Annotated in this window: 14 protein-coding genes and 1 tRNA gene; 8 read left to right on the top strand and 7 right to left on the bottom strand. The window is 70.9% G+C overall.

Features of this window, described 5'->3' with window-relative positions:
• Window positions 1-201: 201 nt before the first annotated feature.
• Window positions 202-507, bottom strand: a complete 306-nt coding sequence (locus tag GFH48_RS20850) for a hypothetical protein (protein ID WP_153289705.1) — start codon at window positions 505-507, stop codon at window positions 202-204.
• Between the two features lie 371 nt (window positions 508-878).
• On the opposite strand from GFH48_RS20850, the gene GFH48_RS20845 reads away from it, so the two are divergent.
• A complete protein-coding gene (locus tag GFH48_RS20845; RefSeq protein WP_153289704.1) occupies window positions 879-1,772 on the top strand; it encodes a bifunctional DNA primase/polymerase in 894 nt (297 codons plus the stop codon).
• A 251-nt stretch (window positions 1,773-2,023) separates the two neighbouring features.
• Here the strand turns inward: GFH48_RS20845 and GFH48_RS20840 are convergent, their stop codons facing one another.
• Together GFH48_RS20840 and GFH48_RS20835 are read right to left on the bottom strand one after the other, a co-directional pair.
• Window positions 2,024-2,545 carry a GNAT family N-acetyltransferase gene (locus tag GFH48_RS20840; RefSeq protein WP_322746997.1) on the bottom strand — a complete coding sequence of 174 codons (522 nt, stop codon included), beginning with the start codon at window positions 2,543-2,545 and terminating at the stop codon, window positions 2,024-2,026.
• Window positions 2,546-2,733: 188 nt separating this feature from the next.
• On the bottom strand, window positions 2,734-3,288 hold the full coding sequence (locus GFH48_RS20835; RefSeq protein WP_153289702.1) for a hypothetical protein: 555 nt from the start codon (window positions 3,286-3,288) through the stop codon (window positions 2,734-2,736).
• 609 nt (window positions 3,289-3,897) lie between these two features.
• On the opposite strand from GFH48_RS20835, the gene GFH48_RS20830 reads away from it, so the two are divergent.
• Window positions 3,898-4,452 (top strand): hypothetical protein, encoded by a 555-nt coding sequence (locus tag GFH48_RS20830; RefSeq protein ID WP_153289701.1) that lies wholly within the window; start codon window positions 3,898-3,900, stop codon window positions 4,450-4,452.
• A 260-nt stretch (window positions 4,453-4,712) separates the two neighbouring features.
• Here GFH48_RS20830 and GFH48_RS20825 read toward each other — a convergent pair.
• Both GFH48_RS20825 and GFH48_RS20820 read right to left on the bottom strand, forming a co-directional pair.
• Window positions 4,713-4,799, bottom strand: a tRNA-Ser gene (locus GFH48_RS20825).
• Between the two features lie 46 nt (window positions 4,800-4,845).
• Window positions 4,846-6,357 carry a S1C family serine protease gene (locus GFH48_RS20820; protein WP_153289700.1) on the bottom strand — a complete coding sequence of 504 codons (1,512 nt, stop codon included), beginning with the start codon at window positions 6,355-6,357 and terminating at the stop codon, window positions 4,846-4,848.
• Window positions 6,358-6,624: 267 nt separating this feature from the next.
• On the opposite strand from GFH48_RS20820, the gene GFH48_RS20815 reads away from it, so the two are divergent.
• The 3 genes from GFH48_RS20815 (at window position 6,625) to GFH48_RS20805 (ending at window position 9,268) form a co-directional block, all read left to right on the top strand.
• On the top strand, window positions 6,625-7,434 hold the full coding sequence (locus tag GFH48_RS20815) for a glycerophosphodiester phosphodiesterase (protein WP_153289699.1): 810 nt from the start codon (window positions 6,625-6,627) through the stop codon (window positions 7,432-7,434).
• A 116-nt stretch (window positions 7,435-7,550) separates the two neighbouring features.
• A complete protein-coding gene (locus tag GFH48_RS20810; RefSeq protein ID WP_153289698.1) occupies window positions 7,551-8,189 on the top strand; it encodes an ATP-binding protein in 639 nt (212 codons plus the stop codon).
• A 113-nt stretch (window positions 8,190-8,302) separates the two neighbouring features.
• Window positions 8,303-9,268 carry a DUF5926 family protein gene (locus GFH48_RS20805; RefSeq protein WP_153289697.1) on the top strand — a complete coding sequence of 322 codons (966 nt, stop codon included), beginning with the start codon at window positions 8,303-8,305 and terminating at the stop codon, window positions 9,266-9,268.
• Between the two features lie 252 nt (window positions 9,269-9,520).
• Here the strand turns inward: GFH48_RS20805 and GFH48_RS20800 are convergent, their stop codons facing one another.
• Both GFH48_RS20800 and GFH48_RS20795 read right to left on the bottom strand, forming a co-directional pair.
• The gene (locus GFH48_RS20800) at window positions 9,521-10,114 is read right to left on the bottom strand and encodes a hypothetical protein (protein ID WP_228120761.1); all 594 of its coding nucleotides are present in this window, start codon (window positions 10,112-10,114) and stop codon (window positions 9,521-9,523) included.
• A 56-nt stretch (window positions 10,115-10,170) separates the two neighbouring features.
• The gene (locus GFH48_RS20795; protein WP_153289696.1) at window positions 10,171-10,836 is read right to left on the bottom strand and encodes a bifunctional DNA primase/polymerase; all 666 of its coding nucleotides are present in this window, start codon (window positions 10,834-10,836) and stop codon (window positions 10,171-10,173) included.
• A 482-nt stretch (window positions 10,837-11,318) separates the two neighbouring features.
• Here GFH48_RS20795 and GFH48_RS20790 point away from each other — a divergent pair, with 482 nt between their 5' ends.
• From GFH48_RS20790 to pdxR, 3 genes are all read left to right on the top strand, one after another.
• Window positions 11,319-12,881 carry a PP2C family protein-serine/threonine phosphatase gene (locus tag GFH48_RS20790; RefSeq protein ID WP_153293031.1) on the top strand — a complete coding sequence of 521 codons (1,563 nt, stop codon included), beginning with the start codon at window positions 11,319-11,321 and terminating at the stop codon, window positions 12,879-12,881.
• Between the two features lie 353 nt (window positions 12,882-13,234).
• On the top strand, window positions 13,235-14,722 hold the full coding sequence (locus GFH48_RS20785) for an aminopeptidase P family protein (RefSeq protein WP_407698649.1): 1,488 nt from the start codon (window positions 13,235-13,237) through the stop codon (window positions 14,720-14,722).
• A 256-nt stretch (window positions 14,723-14,978) separates the two neighbouring features.
• The gene (gene pdxR / locus GFH48_RS20780) at window positions 14,979-16,352 is read left to right on the top strand and encodes a MocR-like pyridoxine biosynthesis transcription factor PdxR (protein WP_153289695.1); all 1,374 of its coding nucleotides are present in this window, start codon (window positions 14,979-14,981) and stop codon (window positions 16,350-16,352) included.
• The last annotated feature ends 109 nt before the right edge of the window (window positions 16,353-16,461 follow it).

Below are 16,461 nucleotides of genomic sequence, written 5' to 3'. Positions count from 1 at the left end.
CTGTCAAGGTCGGCGGGAGGGGCGGGAGAACGGCCGGCGGCCGTCGTCCGCGGGCCTGGCGCGGAGCACGCGTGGGAAGGCCGGAACGTCCGCGCGACGGCACCGAAGCGCCGTCGCGCGGACGTGTCCCGCCCCCAGGAAGTACGCCCCCGCGAAGGGAGGCCGGACCGATGAGCCGACCGAGGGCTCATCGGCCGGCGCTCACCAGAGGTTGGTGAAGTGGACGACGGTGGGCGACTGGTTGATGGCTGTGAACGCGGAGCCGTTCACCTGCGCGGTGTTGCTCTGGTTCGAGGCGCCGGAACCCACCGCCTGTTGCTGTGTGGTCGAGGAGTTGCCGCTGTTGTCGCGCCCGACCCCGCTGCCGCTGACGGTCGCCGCACCCGCGTTCGATCCGTTGTCCGAGATCGCGCCGTTGTCCGCCACCGCGACGCCCGTGAACAGGGCGGCGGCGAGGGGCAGCGCCGAGACGGCGGCGAGAACGCGGGCGGTACGGATGCTTGCCATGTGAGTTCCTCCATGAACCGGATGTACGGACCGGCGGTCGGCCGGAATGTACGTGGGATACGGCCTGCTCCGAGGGGGTCGGCCGACCGCCCCGGCGCTGTTCACGACGTCGCGAGTCCAGAGTTGCCCACCGAATCCAGACGAACCACCCCGGAAGCCGCGATTCCCCCTCAAGCGTGAGGACAAGTCGATAAACCCTCTTCGTGACAGCAAAGCCGCAGCTCAACGCGGATCGGACGGCTCGAAACCAGGCACGGCAAGGGCTGAAGCGTTTCGTCATCATTCCGCCCAAGCTCACCCAGGCCCCCCATTCCGCGCTCCCACGTCGGCGCACTCTTCCTTTTTTCGAACACTCGTACGAACATGGAGGCATGGCCACCATCGACCGGCAGGCCACGACCCTGGCCCTGGCCCATGCCCTGTCCGCCGCCGAGCGCGGGCTCGCGGTGATCCCGCTGTCCCGCACGAAGCTCCCGGCCCTGCGCTCACCCCACCGAGCCGACCCCGCCCCCGACCCGACGACCCCGCCCTGCCACGGCGAGTGCGGCCGCTTCGGGCACGGCGTGTACGACGCCTCCACCGACCCCCGGCGCATCCGCGCGCTCTTCGCCGCCGCCCCCTGGTCCACCGGCTACGGCATCGCCTGCGGTCTCGCCCCGCACCACCTCATCGGCATCGACCTCGACACCAAGGCCGGTACGGACTCGTCCACCGCCCTGCGCGAACTGGCCCTGCGCCATCTGTTCACCATCCCCGACACCGTCGTGATAGTGACCCCGAGCGGCGGCCGCCACCTCTGGCTGACCGGGCCACCGGACGTGACCGTCCCGAACTCGGCGAGCCGGCTGGCTCCCGGCATCGACATCCGCGGCGCCGGCGGCTATCTGGTCGGCCCCGGCTCACGCACCGGACACGGCGTGTACGGCACGGCTCCGGGCACCGCCCACCTCGCGCCCGCGCCCTGCCCGAGCGAACTTCTGCGTCTGCTCACGCCCCCACCCCGTACGCGCCACCACACGCCTCCCACAACCGGCCATCAGGGCCAGGGGCTGATCCAGTTCGTCCTCGCCGCCCACGCGGGCCAGCGCAACACCCGCCTGTTCTGGGCCGCTTGCCGCGCCTACGAGAACGGCATCGGCCCCGACCTGACCCCGGCCCTGGTCGAGGCCGCCGTCCGCACCGGCCTCACCCCGCACGAGGCCCGCTCGACGATCGCGTCGGCCTCCCGGATGTCGTTCCCCCGGCCCGGACCACCGCGGGACTGAGGCACACCTCGGGTCACGGTTCCCCGGGGCGCCGTCACGGCGCCGGTCCGCGTCGCCCTCTCCCCGGGCCGTGCGGTCGAGACGCCGGACTCCGGTGCTCCACCGTTCCGCCCTCACCGTGGTCCGGTCCCGGGCCGCCCCGGACTTCCCGTCCGGCGGGAACCCGAGGTCCCGCGCCGCCCACCCTCCCCAGGAAGGGGGCGACGCGGGACCTCGGCCTCACAGGGGCGGGGGCGAGCCGCTCGCCCGGGTCACGCGGGTCCGGGGGGCGGTGTCCATTCACCGGCCAGCAGACCGAGGACCACGACGTCGGTGAAGGCGCCGTACACCCAGGCGGAGCGACGCAGGGTGCCCTCGACACGGAACCCGGCTCCGGTCGCGGCCGCGATCATCGCGGTGTTGTCGGCGAGCGTCTCGACCTGCAGCCGCCGCAGCCCCCGGACGGTGAACGCGTAGGTGCACAGCACCCGGACGACATCGCCCGACAGCCCGCGTCCCCGGAAACCGGGGAGCAGGGAGATCCCCAGGTGGGCCGACCGGTTGTGTGTGTCGATGCCCCACACCAGGGCCTCGCCGGCCAACTCCCGCGACGCGAGTTCCACCACCGAGAAGTACGCCTTGTCGTCCGACGGCACGGCCGCCGCGGCGGGAGACTCCGCGGAGTCCGGCGGAAGCGGCCGCCAGGGGCGGGAGTCGACACGCAGGCGCGTCGCCACGTCGTCGTACAACTCGGCCTGGAAGACGGGCACATCACTGTCACGCCGAGTCCGCAACCCGACCTTGTCACCTTGTATCACCCGTCATTGCTACCCCACGGGCATCAGCCGATCAACCACGCGGGCGAATACTCACGGCTCTGGGCAGTACCGGAGGACAAAGGTCCGCGCGGAAAAGTCCGCAGCCGTGTTTCCACGGAAAACGGTCTGGGTGGATGACGCTCTCATCCACCCAGACCGTCACATCAGTTGTGGTTGACGGTGACGCGACTGCGATTGTTGTTGTTGTTATTATTGTTGTTGTTGTTGGCGTTGGCGCCATTGTTGTTGTTATTGTTGTTGTTGATGTTGACGGTAATCCGCACCCCGTCGTCGAAGAAATCCCACGGGTCGTAGCCGGCGTCGACGTACTCGTCTTCCTTGAAGCCCCTCAGGTCCTCGGCGGCGTCGGCGTCCGCGCCGCCCTTGAAGTCCGCCCGGTCCTCGGCGTCGCCGCCGTCCGCGCCGTCCTTGAAGTTCGCGCGGTAGTCACCACCGTCTACGTCCGGGCCGTCCGCGGCGTCCTTGAAGTCCGCCTGGTACTCGCCGCCGTCGACGTCGGGGAAGGCGAGGATGCTGCTTGAGCGGAAGGTCTTGTGCGAGTCGTGACCCGCGGCATGCGCCATGGGCGCCGACCAGAGACCCATCACACCGCCACCGAGCACGATCAGGGCCGCCGCCCTCGCACCCCGGCGGGGGTGACGCGAGGGAGCACCCTCGTCCTGGCGCCGGTCGCGCATCACCTTGAGCTTCGGGGACATCTTGCGTCCTCTCTCCTCGCACAAGCGAGGGAACTGTCCGATCGGTTCGAGGATGCAGATGTTGAGCCGCATCCAGCCTCATCACGCTTTCCGTGCGAACCGCATGCGATAACGGTTCCACCGGCACTGTTAGGCCAGATGCTGGCATGTCTGCGACATGCGGCTCAGTACCGATGGCGCCTCTGGAGAACAGGCGATAAAGTGATCGGTCCCGCATTCTCATGACGGTCCGTCAGTTCGCCGGACAGGCCGTTTCGGCTTGCCGGTCCGGCCATGGGCGGGCCGACGTTCCGGCTGCCGCGCCGGGCGCGCGCCGCGTTGTCCGGAATCCGAAGAAACCGTTTGCCTCATCAAAAGCCCCCCGTCCGCACCGGGAGAAAGGTCGCGCACGGTGAGCGGAAACGAGCCGGCTTTCCCGCCGCCCGTCCGGCGCGGGAGCGCTCCGAGGGCGGGACCGACGGACGCGGGATCGTCCGAAGCCGGGCCGCGGGCGGGACACGGGCGGGCCGGGGTACGACCGGGCACACGCCGAAGGGGTGAATGTTGCACGATGGCGCGTCCCGCCGCCTTAAGCCCCACCGCGTCGAGGAGTGTGGCACAAGTCTGACCATGACCAAGGAGCGTGCGCCTCAAATGCTGTGGGGCCAGGCGCACGTTCCCATCCGGGCGTGTCGACAGCTTCTTGGCACGTCACAGCCGAAGCGGAGGGGACTATTCGCCGTCAGCTCAGGGCAACGCCATGTCATGACCGCTGGAGATGACGAAGCTGCCACGCAACGAGCCGCAGATGCACGCCTATGGGCACTTGAGATGCATGAAAAGGCCGTCTTCTACCAGGTAGGCAACCTTTTCCTCCTGGCTCAATCCCTCCTGATCGTGGCCTTCACATCGGCCTTGACGAACGCCGAGTCCACACGGGCTGCCCTGATGTTGCATGTCATAGCCGTCTTCGGGCTTGTGACCTCTTTGGCCTGGGCTTACATGGCCCACCGGCAGCTCAAGTTCAACCGACGCTTACAACACCGAGTCAGGCTCCGTTTCCCGGACTATGCGGAGACGCTCGACGATGTGCGCTCCCCGGGTCTGCGCTCCAAAGTGATGGTCGTCTACCTTCTACCTCTTGTGGCCACCTCAACGTGGTGCGTGTTTCTGGCTCTCGCATAAAACCTTCCGGCCAGTTGTCTCCAGGAACGCCACCGCGTCCGGTACCGGCTGAGGCGAGCCTGCTGATCCACCACTGGAGCGGCAGCACGCGTCGGCTCCGTCAGTGGCCACGTTGAAGCTCCTGAGCCTGGCCCACACATGGCCCATACGCACTGGTCACACCCGGGATACGGGCGAGCCAGGGTGAGACAAGGTCATGCAGAAGGGGCACCGCCCTGTCGGGTGGCACCCCTTCTGACCTGCTACGTCTCTGACCTGCGCGGTGGGTGTGGGATTTGAACCCACGGTGACATCGCTGCCACGACGGTTTTCAAGACCGTTCCCTTAGGCCGCTCGGGCAACCCACCCCGCGCCACCCACGATCGTCGGTGGCGCGGGGACAAGACTAACCGGTCAGCTGTCGCCGTCGCGCTGGCCCAGGGTCACCTCGGTGGTGCGGACCTTGCCGTCGCGCGTGTAGGTGAGCTTCACCGTGTCGCCGGGCTTGTGGGTCCAGATCTGGCCGATGAGGGTCGGACCGCTGTCGATCACCTGGTCGTCGAGCTTGGTGATGACGTCGCCGGGCTTGAGGCCGGCCTTGTCGGCGGGGCCGCCGGAGGTGACCGCCGCGGAGCCGCTCGCGCCCTGTTCCGTGATCTTCGCGCCGCTGGTGCCCTCTTCGAGGGAGACGGACGCGCCGATCACCGGGTAGACCGGCTTGCCGGTCCTGATGAGCTGCTGGGCGACGTTCTTCGCCTGGTTGATCGGGATCGCGAAACCGAGACCGATGGAACCGGACTGGCTGCTGCCGCCCAGGCCGCCGCCGCTGGTCGACTGGATCGCGGAGTTGATACCGATGACGGAGCCCTGGGCGTCCAGGAGCGGGCCACCGGAGTTGCCCGGGTTGATCGAGGCGTCCGTCTGCAGGGCGCTCATGTACGAGGCCTTGCTGCTGGAGCTGCCGTCGCTGGAGGCCACCGGGCGGTTCTTGGCACTGATGATGCCCGTGGTCACCGTGTTGGAGAGACCGAAGGGGGCGCCGATCGCGATCGTCGAGTCACCGACGGCCACCTTGTCGGAGTTGCCGAGGGCCAGCGGCTGGAGGTCGGACGGCGCGTTCTTGAGCTTGATGACCGCGACGTCGTAACCCTGCGCGTGGCCGACCACCTCGGCGTCGTACTTCTTGCCGTCGGGGAAGGTCGCGGTGAGTTTGCCGCCGTCGACCGCGTCCGCCACGACGTGGTTGTTGGTGAGGATGTGGCCCTGCTTGTCGAAGACGAAGCCGGTGCCGGTGCCGCCCTCGCCGTTGGTGCTCTCGGCCTCGATGGTGACGGTGCTCGGCAGCGCCCTGGCCGCCACGCCCGCGACCGTGCCCGAGGCACGCTTGACGTCTCCGCTGTTGCTCGGGGCGGAGACCGTCGTCGAGCCGGTGGCGTTGTCGTTGCCCTTGGCCAGCGAGTAGCCGATGCCACCGCCGACTCCGCCCGCGACGAGCGCGGCCACCAGGATGGCGGCGACCAGGCCGCCCCGTCCGTTCTTCGGCTTCGGCGCGGGCTGCCCGTAGCTGGAACCCCAGCCGCCGGCGCCCGAGCCGCCACCGTCCGCGTACGCGGGGGTGGCGGGCGGCGGGGGCGGCCAGCCCGCCTCGGCCGCGGGGACGGCCCCGGGGGTCCCGGCACCGTGGCCCGGCGCTCCGGGAGTTCCCGGGCCGTGCCCGTACGGGTCGGGCGTCCCGGCACCCATCGGGGCGTACGCCGGTGTCTGCTCCGGTGCGCCGGGGGCGCCCGGAGGCACCGACGGGATCTGAGCGGTCGGCGCGCCCCCTTCGGGCGCAGCGTTCTGCGCGGAGGCAGCGGGAGTTTCCACCGGCACGGGAGGTGCGGACGGGGCCGGGGGTACTGCGGTGCCCTCGTTCTCGGTGCTCACAGCTCTTCTCCTCGATCCACGGCTGTTGTTCTCGGTCGCACTCGGTCACGCTCGCTCATGCTCGTCGACGGGTCCGGCGCGATGCAGCTGTGCTGGTGTGCATGTGCTTTTTGTACGCCGTCAGCTTTTCCCACAGGACGTCAGAGCACCATAAGCGGTGGCTGTGGGTCCAGGTCTATTCTTTACATAGGCCTTTTCTGGCGCAATGGGTTCATTTCCGGCGTATCCGACCCGACGGCCGCCCCGCAGCGGTGGCACCATGACGCGGTGACCCACGCACGACAGCACCCGATCCAGGTCGTCGCCCACCGCGGGGCCTCCGAAGAGGCCCCCGAGCACACCCTGGCCGCTTACAAGAAGGCGATCGAGGACGGTGCCGACGCCCTCGAGTGCGATGTACGGCTGACCGCGGACGGACACCTCGTGTGTGTCCACGACCGTCGTGTCAACCGTACGTCCAACGGTCGCGGGGCGGTCTCCGCCCTGGAGCTCGCCGAGCTGGCCGCGCTGGACTTCGGCGCCTGGAGGAACCGCGACGAGGCCCCCGACTGGGAGCACGCCCCCGGGGACCCCGAGGACACGTCCGTCCTCACCCTGGAGCGGCTGCTCGAACTCGTCGCGGACGCCGGCCGCCGCGTGGAGCTGGCCATCGAGACCAAGCACCCCACCCGCTGGGCGGGGCAGGTCGAGGACCGGCTGCTGCTGCTCCTGAAGCGTTTCGGGCTGGACTCCCCGCAGAGCGCCACGACCTCGCCCGTACGCGTCATGAGCTTCTCGGCCCGCTCCCTGCACCGTGTCCGGGCCGCGTCCCCGACCATGCCGACGGTCTATCTGCTGCAGTTCGTCTCGCCCCGGCTGCGGGACGGACGGCTGCCCGCGGGTGTCCGGATCGCAGGCCCCTCGATGCGGATCGTACGCAGCCACCCCGGCTACATCGAACGACTGAAACGAGCCGGGCACCAGGTGCACGTCTGGACGGTGAACGAGCCCGAGGACGTCGACCTCTGCGTTGAGCTGGGCATCGACGCCATCATCACCAACCGTCCGCGCGCGGTCCTGCGCCAGCTCGGCCGCTGACCTCGCGCGCTCCACCCCTCGAAGGCACTGATCGAACCCCGAGAACACCGTCGAAATCCAGCCACACGGTGACAGGGAGTGCACCGGCGCGTTCTTTCCGTATTCGATCGTTACGAGTGCGTCAGCAGACGTGGATTGGCCGGTTTCCGGTCCAGTCCGGTGGGGCATCCACACCGTGGCGTGGGGCAAAGGAGGTCTCGGGGGTGGCGTTGGTGGTGGCACGGGAAGTGCCCACGTCGTCGAGCATGGCCGTTCCCCATGGCCCTGCGGGCGTGGGGAAGGCAAGACGTCGGATGCGGGATCAACTGCGCACGGGCGGAATGACGGAATCGGTCGTCGACGACGCCGTACTGATCCTTTCCGAATTGCTGAGCAACGCGTGCCGGCACGGCAGACCACTCGGCGACGCCCTGTCGGGCGACGGCGACGTGCGGGCCTCGTGGCGCGTGGACGCGTCCGGACGGCTCACCGTGGAGGTGACGGACGGCGGTGGTCCCACCCGCCCGGTCCCCGCCACGCCCTCGGTCACCGCGCGCGGCGGTCGCGGACTGAACATCATCACGGCGCTGGCGAAGGACTGGGGCGTCCGCGACGACGCCCGCGGGGAGGTCACGGTGTGGGTCGTCGTCCAGGAGGACGTCACCGACGCGACCACCGCGCACCGGCGCGACGACTTCGCTACGCGCGTCACGTCACCGGCCGTGTCCGCCATGCCCGAGCTGGACTTCGCGGACGCCTTCGACGACCTCGACTGAAAACCCCGGCCCCGGAAGGACCCGGTGCGTTGTCCACAGGGTCCCTTCGGCCGTCCCACGAACGGCTAGGCTCGCGCCCGTACGAGTCGAGCCGTGATCGGGAGACACCCACGATGGCCAAGAAGCGACCCCAGACGAAGGCCCAGCGGCCTCAGCTGCAAGACGGGGAAATCCCGGTTGTCGGCGCTCGCGAACCCTGCCCCTGCGGCAGCGGCCGCCGCTACAAGGCCTGCCACGGCCGGGCGGCCGCGCACGCGGTGACCGAGCTGGTGCAGCGCCCCTTCGAGGGCCTGGCGAGCGAGGGCGACTGGGTCGCGCTGCGCGAGCTGGTGCCCGCCGCGACCGCCGAGCTGAAGCTCAGGGAGAGCCTCCCCGAGGGCGTCCCCTCGGTGACGCTCGCCACCGTCCTGCCGATGGCCTGGCCCGCGCTGCGCCGCGACGACGGCTCGGTCCTGCTCGGCCTGCAGAACGACACGGCGTCCGGTGACATCAGCCGCGACCTCGCCGACACCCTGCGGCGCGCCCTCACCGCGGAGCCCGGCACGCCGGTCCCGGGCCGCCGCGCCCCGGCCGACGGACCGCGACTGCAGGAACTGCTCGACCCCGAAGGCGCCTTCGAGCCAGTTGTACACACGGGCTTCGAGTTCTGGGTCCCGGACGCGGAGAACTCGACACCGGACGTGGCCGCCTCCCTGGAGCGGGCCAACGCCGCGGCCCTCCCCACCGTGAAGCTCTCCGGCGTCGACGCCGCCTACTGGTGCGAGACCCCCGACAAGAACCACCTGCGCTGGGTCATGCCGCACCCCGAGGAACAGCTTCTGGACGCGCTCGCCCGGCTGCACGCGGCCGGCCGGTCGAGTCTCGGCGAGGGCACCCGGCTGGTCGGCTCCTTCCGCGCGCACGGGCTCACGGTGCCGGTCTGGGATCTGCCGAGCGGTGTCACGGCCGACGACATCGAGAAGCCGGCGGCCGAGTTCGCCGAACGACTGGCCACCGCGCTGGCCTCGGACGCACCGCTCACCGCGGACGAGCGCCGGGCCCGCGGTGGACTCACCAACCGACAGGTCACGCTGAGCTGATCCCCGGTGTCGCGGCACTGACCGACCGGTCAGCTGGTCCAGGCACTTGAGCACAGGTGACTCCTGTCACAACTCCCGGTTGTGACAGCGGAGTCCGTGTCCGAATAGCCGAGATCGAATTTGCGAACCGCCGATCTCTTGTTACCGTTCGAGTAGCCCGGTTGCTGGTGCATCCCCCGTCGCCAGCAACCGGGTCTTTTTCATGCCCGGAATCCCGTACGGCGTCAACGGCCTTGCCACAGAGGCAAGTTGCTACGAACCCGTACTGCTGCCCGAGCGCAGCAGCAGCGGCCCGTCACCGGCGCCGCCCGCGAACTCCGCGACCGCCGTGTAGGCCCCCGTCCCACCCGCCGTGCGCTCCCTCGGCGTCTCGCACGCTCCCGGATCGTCCTCCGCGTCCACCACGCACCTCATCTGCACGGTGCGGCCGGCGGGCCCCATGAGGCTCAGCACGGAGCTCAGCTCGCCGCCGGTCGCGTTGCGGTAGTACGTGCGCGCCCAGGTGTCCGCCCCCTGCGTCAGGACACAGGTCTGCGCCTCGATGCCGTCCGGCGAGGAGAGTTCGGGGCCGCACCGGGCCGCGACGGACAGGCCCGTACCCGGCGGCCGCACGGAGGAGGTGGGGACGCTCCCGAAACCGGGAGCACGCCCCTTCTCGTCGACACGCCCGGAGGCACCGACGACCGCGGGACCCTCGTCCCCGACGGGCCCCGCGGACGCCACGGTCAGCGGCAGAGCGACGATGAACGCCACGGCGCCGGTCAACGCCCCCAGACGAACGCTTCGGGGGCCCGGCCCGCCGCGCAGCGGCAAGGAATCTCTGTGTCGGCCAAGATGACGCTGCATACCGCGGAAGATAACGAGCCCGGGTGGGCGCGCGGCTCACCGCGCGCCGGAGCACCCTACAACTCGGGCGCGCTCACACCCGTACGAGTGAGCGCCTCCACGACGGCGTCCACCACGGCCTCCACACCGGGCACCCAGGGCGCGGCCGAGCCGGGCAGCGGTGCCCGCTCCCAGCTGATGCGACCCTGACCGGTCTCGGACGGCGGCAGCGCGATGTATCCGCCCTCGCCGTGGAAGCGCAGGGAACCCGGCACGAAGTCCTTGGCGTAGAGCAGCTCGCCGAGTTGCTCCATGGAGTACGGCGCGACGAGGATCGCCCACCGTGTGGGGGCCGCGACCACCGGGCCGAGGCGCATGCCCTTGCGGTCGAGCGCGTCGAGCGCGCGGGCCGCCGCCGGGGCGGGCAGGCTCACCGCGCAGGGCGCCGTGCCTCCGGTGGCCAGCACGATGGGTGCCGACGGGCGGTTCGTCCACCACCAGCGCACCATGCGCTCGTCGGCGGTGGCCGCGAGGAGGCCGGGGTCGAAGGGGTGGGCGCCGGGCACCGTGCACTCCGGGTCCGGGCAGCCGCAGCGGGCACGCCCCTGCGGATCCGGTGCCACACCCGGGAGTACGGGCCAGCGCCAATCGGCCGCGAAGGTCAGGGCCGCGCTGAGCATCTCAGGGCTCCCGTTGTTCCGCCTGGACAGGAGCCTGCGTCGCCTTCCGAGGATCTCGCGCATGAGCGCTCGTTCCTTTCCGTTGCACGCCTGGCAACACCGTGGATCACATCACGTCATGTGTCGATCACTTCACTGTGCGTACCTGCTGGCGCATCACACCCCCGCACACGGCAGGGGGAACCCATCTGGGCCGAGCATTGGCTGCGTCCGCGTCCATACTGCGTCTGTCTGAAGCACGGGCATGGCGTGGGGTGGCGGCGCCTGGCGTTTTGCTGTCCCGCGTATTGCTTGCCGCCTCCGCCACGGGAGGATGGGGCACGGTCATCGGTGGTTAAGACGCCCGGGTCCGATTCCAGGTTCCGGGCGGATCCCAACCGCCCCTGGCCTTCACCGAGTACGTACCCACCACGACCGCTGTGACGCTCCGTCGAACGAGGCCAGTCGACCTCAATAACGTGTTACCCGAGTCAGTTTTAGGCCAACTTTGCTTTCCCGCAAGGGTTACCGAGGGTCTCTTGGACACCAGGAATCCCAGCAGGACAATGCTGGACATCCCCTCACGAGTGCGTGTACATGTGGAGACACTGCCAGCGGCGCAGAACGACATGGGGGTTTGCGATGCTATTGAGCAATACGCACAGGTCGGAAAGCCGGACGCCATGAACGCCCCTCACCTTCCGAAAGTGGCCGGAATCGATTCAACGGTTCCCGCTCCCGCACACACTGTCGCGCCTACATCCTCCGCCCCGGGCGCCGCTTCGGCCACTCCGGACACTCCTGTCACCGGCCCCGGACTCGTCCTCCAGGACCGGCTCGCCGGCTGGGTCTCCGACCTCACGACGCTCCACGAACTCACCGAGCGCCTGGCGCGCACCGCGGCACTGAGCGAGGCCCTGCACGAACTGCTGCGCGCCGGAGCCTCCCTCGTGGGCGCGCGGCGCGGTCTGGTCGTCCTGGAGCCCGGCGACGGACTCGGCCCCGACACCACCGTCGGCCTGGGGCTGGGGCGCGCCGACCTCGGCCACATCGAGACCGTTCCGCGCAGCTCCATGTCGTACGGCAGGATCCTGGACGGCCTGCCCGGCGGCGATGCCGGGATCGCCCAGCCCGACCTCCTCTCCGAGGACGGCCTCGACCCCCGCCACCGCGAGGTGGCCGCCAGACTCGGCTACGCCGCGAGCTACACGCTGCCCCTGTCCACCAGGGCGGCCGGCCGGCTGGGCGCCGCCGTATGGCTCTACGACGAGCCCGCCGAACCGGCGGAGCGGCCGCGCCACCTCGTCGGCCTCTACGCCCGCTACGCGACCGAGCACCTGGCACGGCTGGTGGAACTGGAGCGCACGCGTGCGTGCCTGGCGACCGTCTCCGAGGAGCTGCTTCCCCCACGGCTGCCCCGGGTCTCCGGTATCCAGCTGGCCGCCCGGCACCGCACGGGTCCGCGCGGTGGCGGCGACTGGTACGACGCGCTGCCGCTGCCCGACGCCGCGCTCGGCCTCGCGGTCGGCTCCGTCACCGGGTCCGGACCCAGCGCGATCGCAGCGATGGGCCGGCTGCGGGCGTCGCTGCGGGCGTACGCCGTGATGGAGGGCGAGGACCCGGTCGCCGTCCTGTCCGACCTGGAACTCCTGCTGCGGCTGACCGAGCCCGCCCGCTCCGCGACCGCCCTCTTCGCCTACTGCGAGCCCGCGCTGCGCAGGATCACCCTCGCCGGGGCCGGTCACAGCCCGCCGCTGCTCATCGGCGCACGGCGCACCGAGTTCGTGGAGACCTCGCTGTCCGCGCCCCTGGGGATGCTCGCCTGCTGGGAGGCACCGAGTGTCGAACTGACCGTCGAGGCGGGCGAGACCGTGCTGTTCTACACCGACGGCCTGCTGCACCGCACCGGCGACCCCATGGACCGGGCCTTCGCCCGGCTGCACGCGGCGGCGGCGAGCGTGCCGAGGTCGCTGCGCGAGGACCCCGGCGCCATCGCCGACCACGTCCTGCGGACCGTGCTCCCGGACGAGTACGGAGCCGGGGCCGGGGTTCCCGTCGGCCCGACAAGACCCGGGCCGGGAGGCGACAGCGACGAGGACGTGGTGCTGCTGGCCGCCCGCTTCGAGTGACAGGTGGTGGCAGCTCGCGGTGACGGCATCGGGTGACCGTGGCGGGCGCCTCATGACGGGCGCGCACCGCACTCCGGACTCCGCAGTCCGCACTCCGCACTCCGGGCTCCACATTCCGGCTGCCCCGCGGTGAGAGTCCTCCTCGCCTCCCGGCGAGCCCTTCCGGGCACTCTCCGTGAGATCCGGCGCACCTACGGTGCGTTCCGGCGTTCGTACGGTGGGCCGTCCCGCACGCCCGGTGAGCTCCCTCGCACACGCGGTGAGCTCTCGGCGTAAAGGCGTAGCGGCCCCGGGACCGCTCCCGTACGACCGTACGATGGAAGCGGTCCAGAGTCGTATCAAGGAGGCAGACCGTGTCGGAGGCGCTCAACCCGGAGACCCCGGAAGCCGTGCTCGACGATGCCGCTGACGAAGCGGTCGAAGAAGAGCCGATCAAGCAGCGCAAGAACGGCCTGTACCCGGGCGTGTCGGACGAACTCGCCGAGAGCATGAAGTCCGGCTGGGCCGACACCGAGCTGCGCGGCCTGGAGCCGATCGCGCAGGCCGGGCAGACCGCCGCCCGCCGCGCCGCGCTCTCCGCGCGTTTCCCGGGCGACCGGCTGGTGGTGCCCGCGGGCAACCTGAAGACCCGGTCGAACGACACGGAGTACCCCTTCCGTGCCTCGGTCGAGTACGCGTACCTGACCGGCAACCTGACCGAGGACGGCGTCCTGGTCATGGAGCCGACCGCGGACGGCCACAAGGCGACGATCTACCTGCTGCCGCGCTCCGACCGGGAGAACGGCGAGTTCTGGCTCTCCGGCCAGGGCGAACTGTGGGTCGGCCGCCGCCACTCCCTCACCGAGGCCGGGCAGCTGTACGGCATCCCGGCGTCGGACGTCCGCGAACTGACCGCGGCGCTGAAGGAGGCCACCGGTCCCGTCCGTGTCGTACGCGGCCACGACGCCGGCATCGAGGCGGCCCTGACCGACAAGGTCACCGCCGAGCGCGACGAGGAGCTGCGCGTCTTCCTCTCCGAGGCCCGCCTGGTCAAGGACGAGTTCGAGGCCGGCGAGCTGCAGAAGGCCGTCGACTCGACGGTGCGCGGCTTCGAGGACGTCGTGAAGATCCTGGACAAGGCCGAGGCGACCAGCGAGCGCTACATCGAGGGCACCTTCTTCCTGCGCGCCCGCGTCGAGGGCAACGACATCGGCTACGGCTCCATCTGCGCCGCCGGGCCGCACGCCTGCACGCTGCACTGGGTGCGCAACGACGGGCCGGTCCGCTCCGGTGACCTGCTCCTGCTGGACGCGGGCGTCGAGACGCACACCCTCTACACCGCCGACGTCACGCGCACGCTGCCCGTCGACGGCACGTACACCGAGATCCAGAAGAAGATCTACGACGCCGTGTACGAGGCCCAGGAGGCCGGTATCGCGGCCGTGCGGCCGGGCGCCAAGTACCGCGACTTCCACGACGCGGCGCAGCACGTGCTGGCGGAGAAGATCGTCGAGTGGGGTCTGGTCGAGGGCCCGGTCGAGCGCGTCCTGGAACTCGGTCTGCAGCGCCGCTGGACCCTGCACGGCACCGGCCACATGCTCGGCATGGACGTCCACGACTGCGCGGCCGCGCGGACGGAGACGTACGTGGAGGGCACGCTGGAGCCGGGCATGTGCCTGACCGTCGAGCCGGGTCTGTACTTCCAGGCCGACGACCTGACCGTCCCCGAGGAGTACCGCGGCATCGGCGTCCGCATCGAGGACGACATCCTGGTCACCGAGGACGGCAACCGGAATCTGTCGGAGGGGCTGCCGCGCCGCTCCGACGAGGTCGAGGAGTGGATGGCCGCGCTGAAGGGCTGAGCCGCACCAGGACGGCCGGGTACCCGCTGGGTACCCGGCCGTTCTCGGTTCACGGGGGGGGCGGGCCTCCGGCCTGGCAGGGTGCTCCCGGACCTCGCCGGCCGGACTGCGTGCCTCAGCGGCAGGCGGCAGGCGGCAGGCGGCAGGCGGCAGGCGGCAGGCGGCAGACAACGGGCGGTGGTCGTCGGGGGTCGACCGGCGCGCAGTTTCCCGCGCTCCGGTCGGGCGCGGTACTCGGGGGGAGGACCCGGTTTCCGTGGACGACTTCTGGTCCGGGGTCGGTGTGGATCTGCATCTGGAGCCGGACGTGACGGCGGGCCGGCGGGCGGGGCTCGAACGGGCGCTGCGGGACGCGGTGCGCGAGGGACGGCTCGCTCCGGGCACCCGGCTGCCCGCGACCCGGCGGCTGGCGGCCGAACTGGGCATCTCACGCGGCACCGCGAAGGGTGCGTACGACCAACTGGTCGCCGAGGGCTATCTGACGGCACGGCAGGGCTCGGGCACCGAGGTGGCGCTGTTGCCCGCCCCCTCCCTGGAGGTACCCGGGGAAGCGGCACGCGCGCGTACCCCTCGTCTCGATCTGCGGCCGGGCAGCCCGGACGTCGGCTCGTTCCCGGCCGCCGCCTGGCTGCGGGCGCTGCGCCGCGCGATCGCGACGGCGCCCTCCTCGGCGTACGGCTACGGGGATCCGCGCGGCCGGATCGAACTGCGCACGGCGCTCTCCGGTTACCTGGGGCGGGCCCGGGGTGTGATCGCGCCGCCGGAGCGGATCGTGATCACTTCGGGTTACGTGCAGGGGCTCGCGCTCCTCACCCGCGTGCTGGGCGGCGCGGTGGTCGCGATGGAGGACCCCGGACTGCCCTTCCACCGGGACGTGGTGCGGCGGGGCGGCGGAACCGTGGTTCCGTTGCCGGTCGACGAACGGGGCGCCCGCACCGAGGAGTTGGCGGCCGTCGGAGCCGGTGCGGCCGTCGTCACGCCCGCGCACCAGTATCCGACCGGGGTCACGCTGCATCCGCGGCGCCGGCGGGCACTCACCGACTGGGCCCGCGCGCACGGCGCACTGGTCGTCGAGGACGACTACGACGGGGAGTTCCGCTACGACCGGCAACCCGTCGGCGCCCTCCAGGGAATGGCACCGGGACAGGTCGCGTACCTCGGCACGGCCTCCAAGACGCTCGGGCCCGCGCTGCGGCTCGGCTGGATGGTGCTGCCGCCGCATCTGGTCGACGCGGTGACGGACGCGAAACTGCACAGCGACCATCACACCGAGGTCATCGGCCAGTTGGCGCTGGCCGAGATGATCACCGGTCACGCGTACGACCGTCATGTGCGCGCCTGCCGCCTCCGCTACCGGCGGCGCAGGGACCGGCTCCTGGACCGGCTCGGCGCATCGCGGAACGTACGCGGGATCGCGGCCGGGCTGCACGCTCTGGTGGAGGTCACCGACGAGACGGAGACGGTGGCGCGGGCGCGGGCGCTGGGGCTCGTGGTGGGGCGGCTCGGGGACCACTGGCACACGCCCGGGGCGGGTCGGCCGCAGGGTCTTGTCGTGGGGTACGGGACACCACGGGAGCGGGTGTACCCGGAAGCGCTGGAGGTGTTGGGGCGGGTGCTGGAGGGGGCTTGAGCGGCTGCCGGGGGCGGCGGACCGGGCTGTCCCGGAGAAGGCCGGGCTCCGTCCCGTGGAGGGCACGGCTCCGTCCCGTGGAGCCCACGGCTCCGTCCCGTGGAGGGCA

Origin of the sequence: Streptomyces fagopyri, from assembly GCF_009498275.1 — a bacterium.
GTDB classification, from domain to species: Bacteria; Actinomycetota; Actinomycetes; order Streptomycetales; family Streptomycetaceae; genus Streptomyces; species Streptomyces fagopyri.
The sequence above is the reverse complement of the archived record's forward strand: the minus strand, read 5'-3'. Positions and strand labels throughout refer to the sequence as shown.

Coding starts and splice junctions, on each gene's coding strand:
- GFH48_RS20850 (WP_153289705.1), bottom strand. CDS start 507: ATGGCAAGCATCCGTACCGCCCGCGTTCTCGCCGCCGTCTCGGCGCTG.
- GFH48_RS20845 (WP_153289704.1), top strand. CDS start 879: ATGGCCACCATCGACCGGCAGGCCACGACCCTGGCCCTGGCCCATGCC.
- GFH48_RS20835 (WP_153289702.1), bottom strand. CDS start 3,288: ATGTCCCCGAAGCTCAAGGTGATGCGCGACCGGCGCCAGGACGAGGGT.
- GFH48_RS20830 (WP_153289701.1), top strand. CDS start 3,898: ATGACCAAGGAGCGTGCGCCTCAAATGCTGTGGGGCCAGGCGCACGTT.
- GFH48_RS20805 (WP_153289697.1), top strand. CDS start 8,303: ATGGCCAAGAAGCGACCCCAGACGAAGGCCCAGCGGCCTCAGCTGCAA.
- GFH48_RS20800 (WP_228120761.1), bottom strand. CDS start 10,114: ATGCAGCGTCATCTTGGCCGACACAGAGATTCCTTGCCGCTGCGCGGC.
- GFH48_RS20795 (WP_153289696.1), bottom strand. CDS start 10,836: ATGCGCGAGATCCTCGGAAGGCGACGCAGGCTCCTGTCCAGGCGGAAC.
- GFH48_RS20790 (WP_153293031.1), top strand. CDS start 11,319: ATGCTGGACATCCCCTCACGAGTGCGTGTACATGTGGAGACACTGCCA.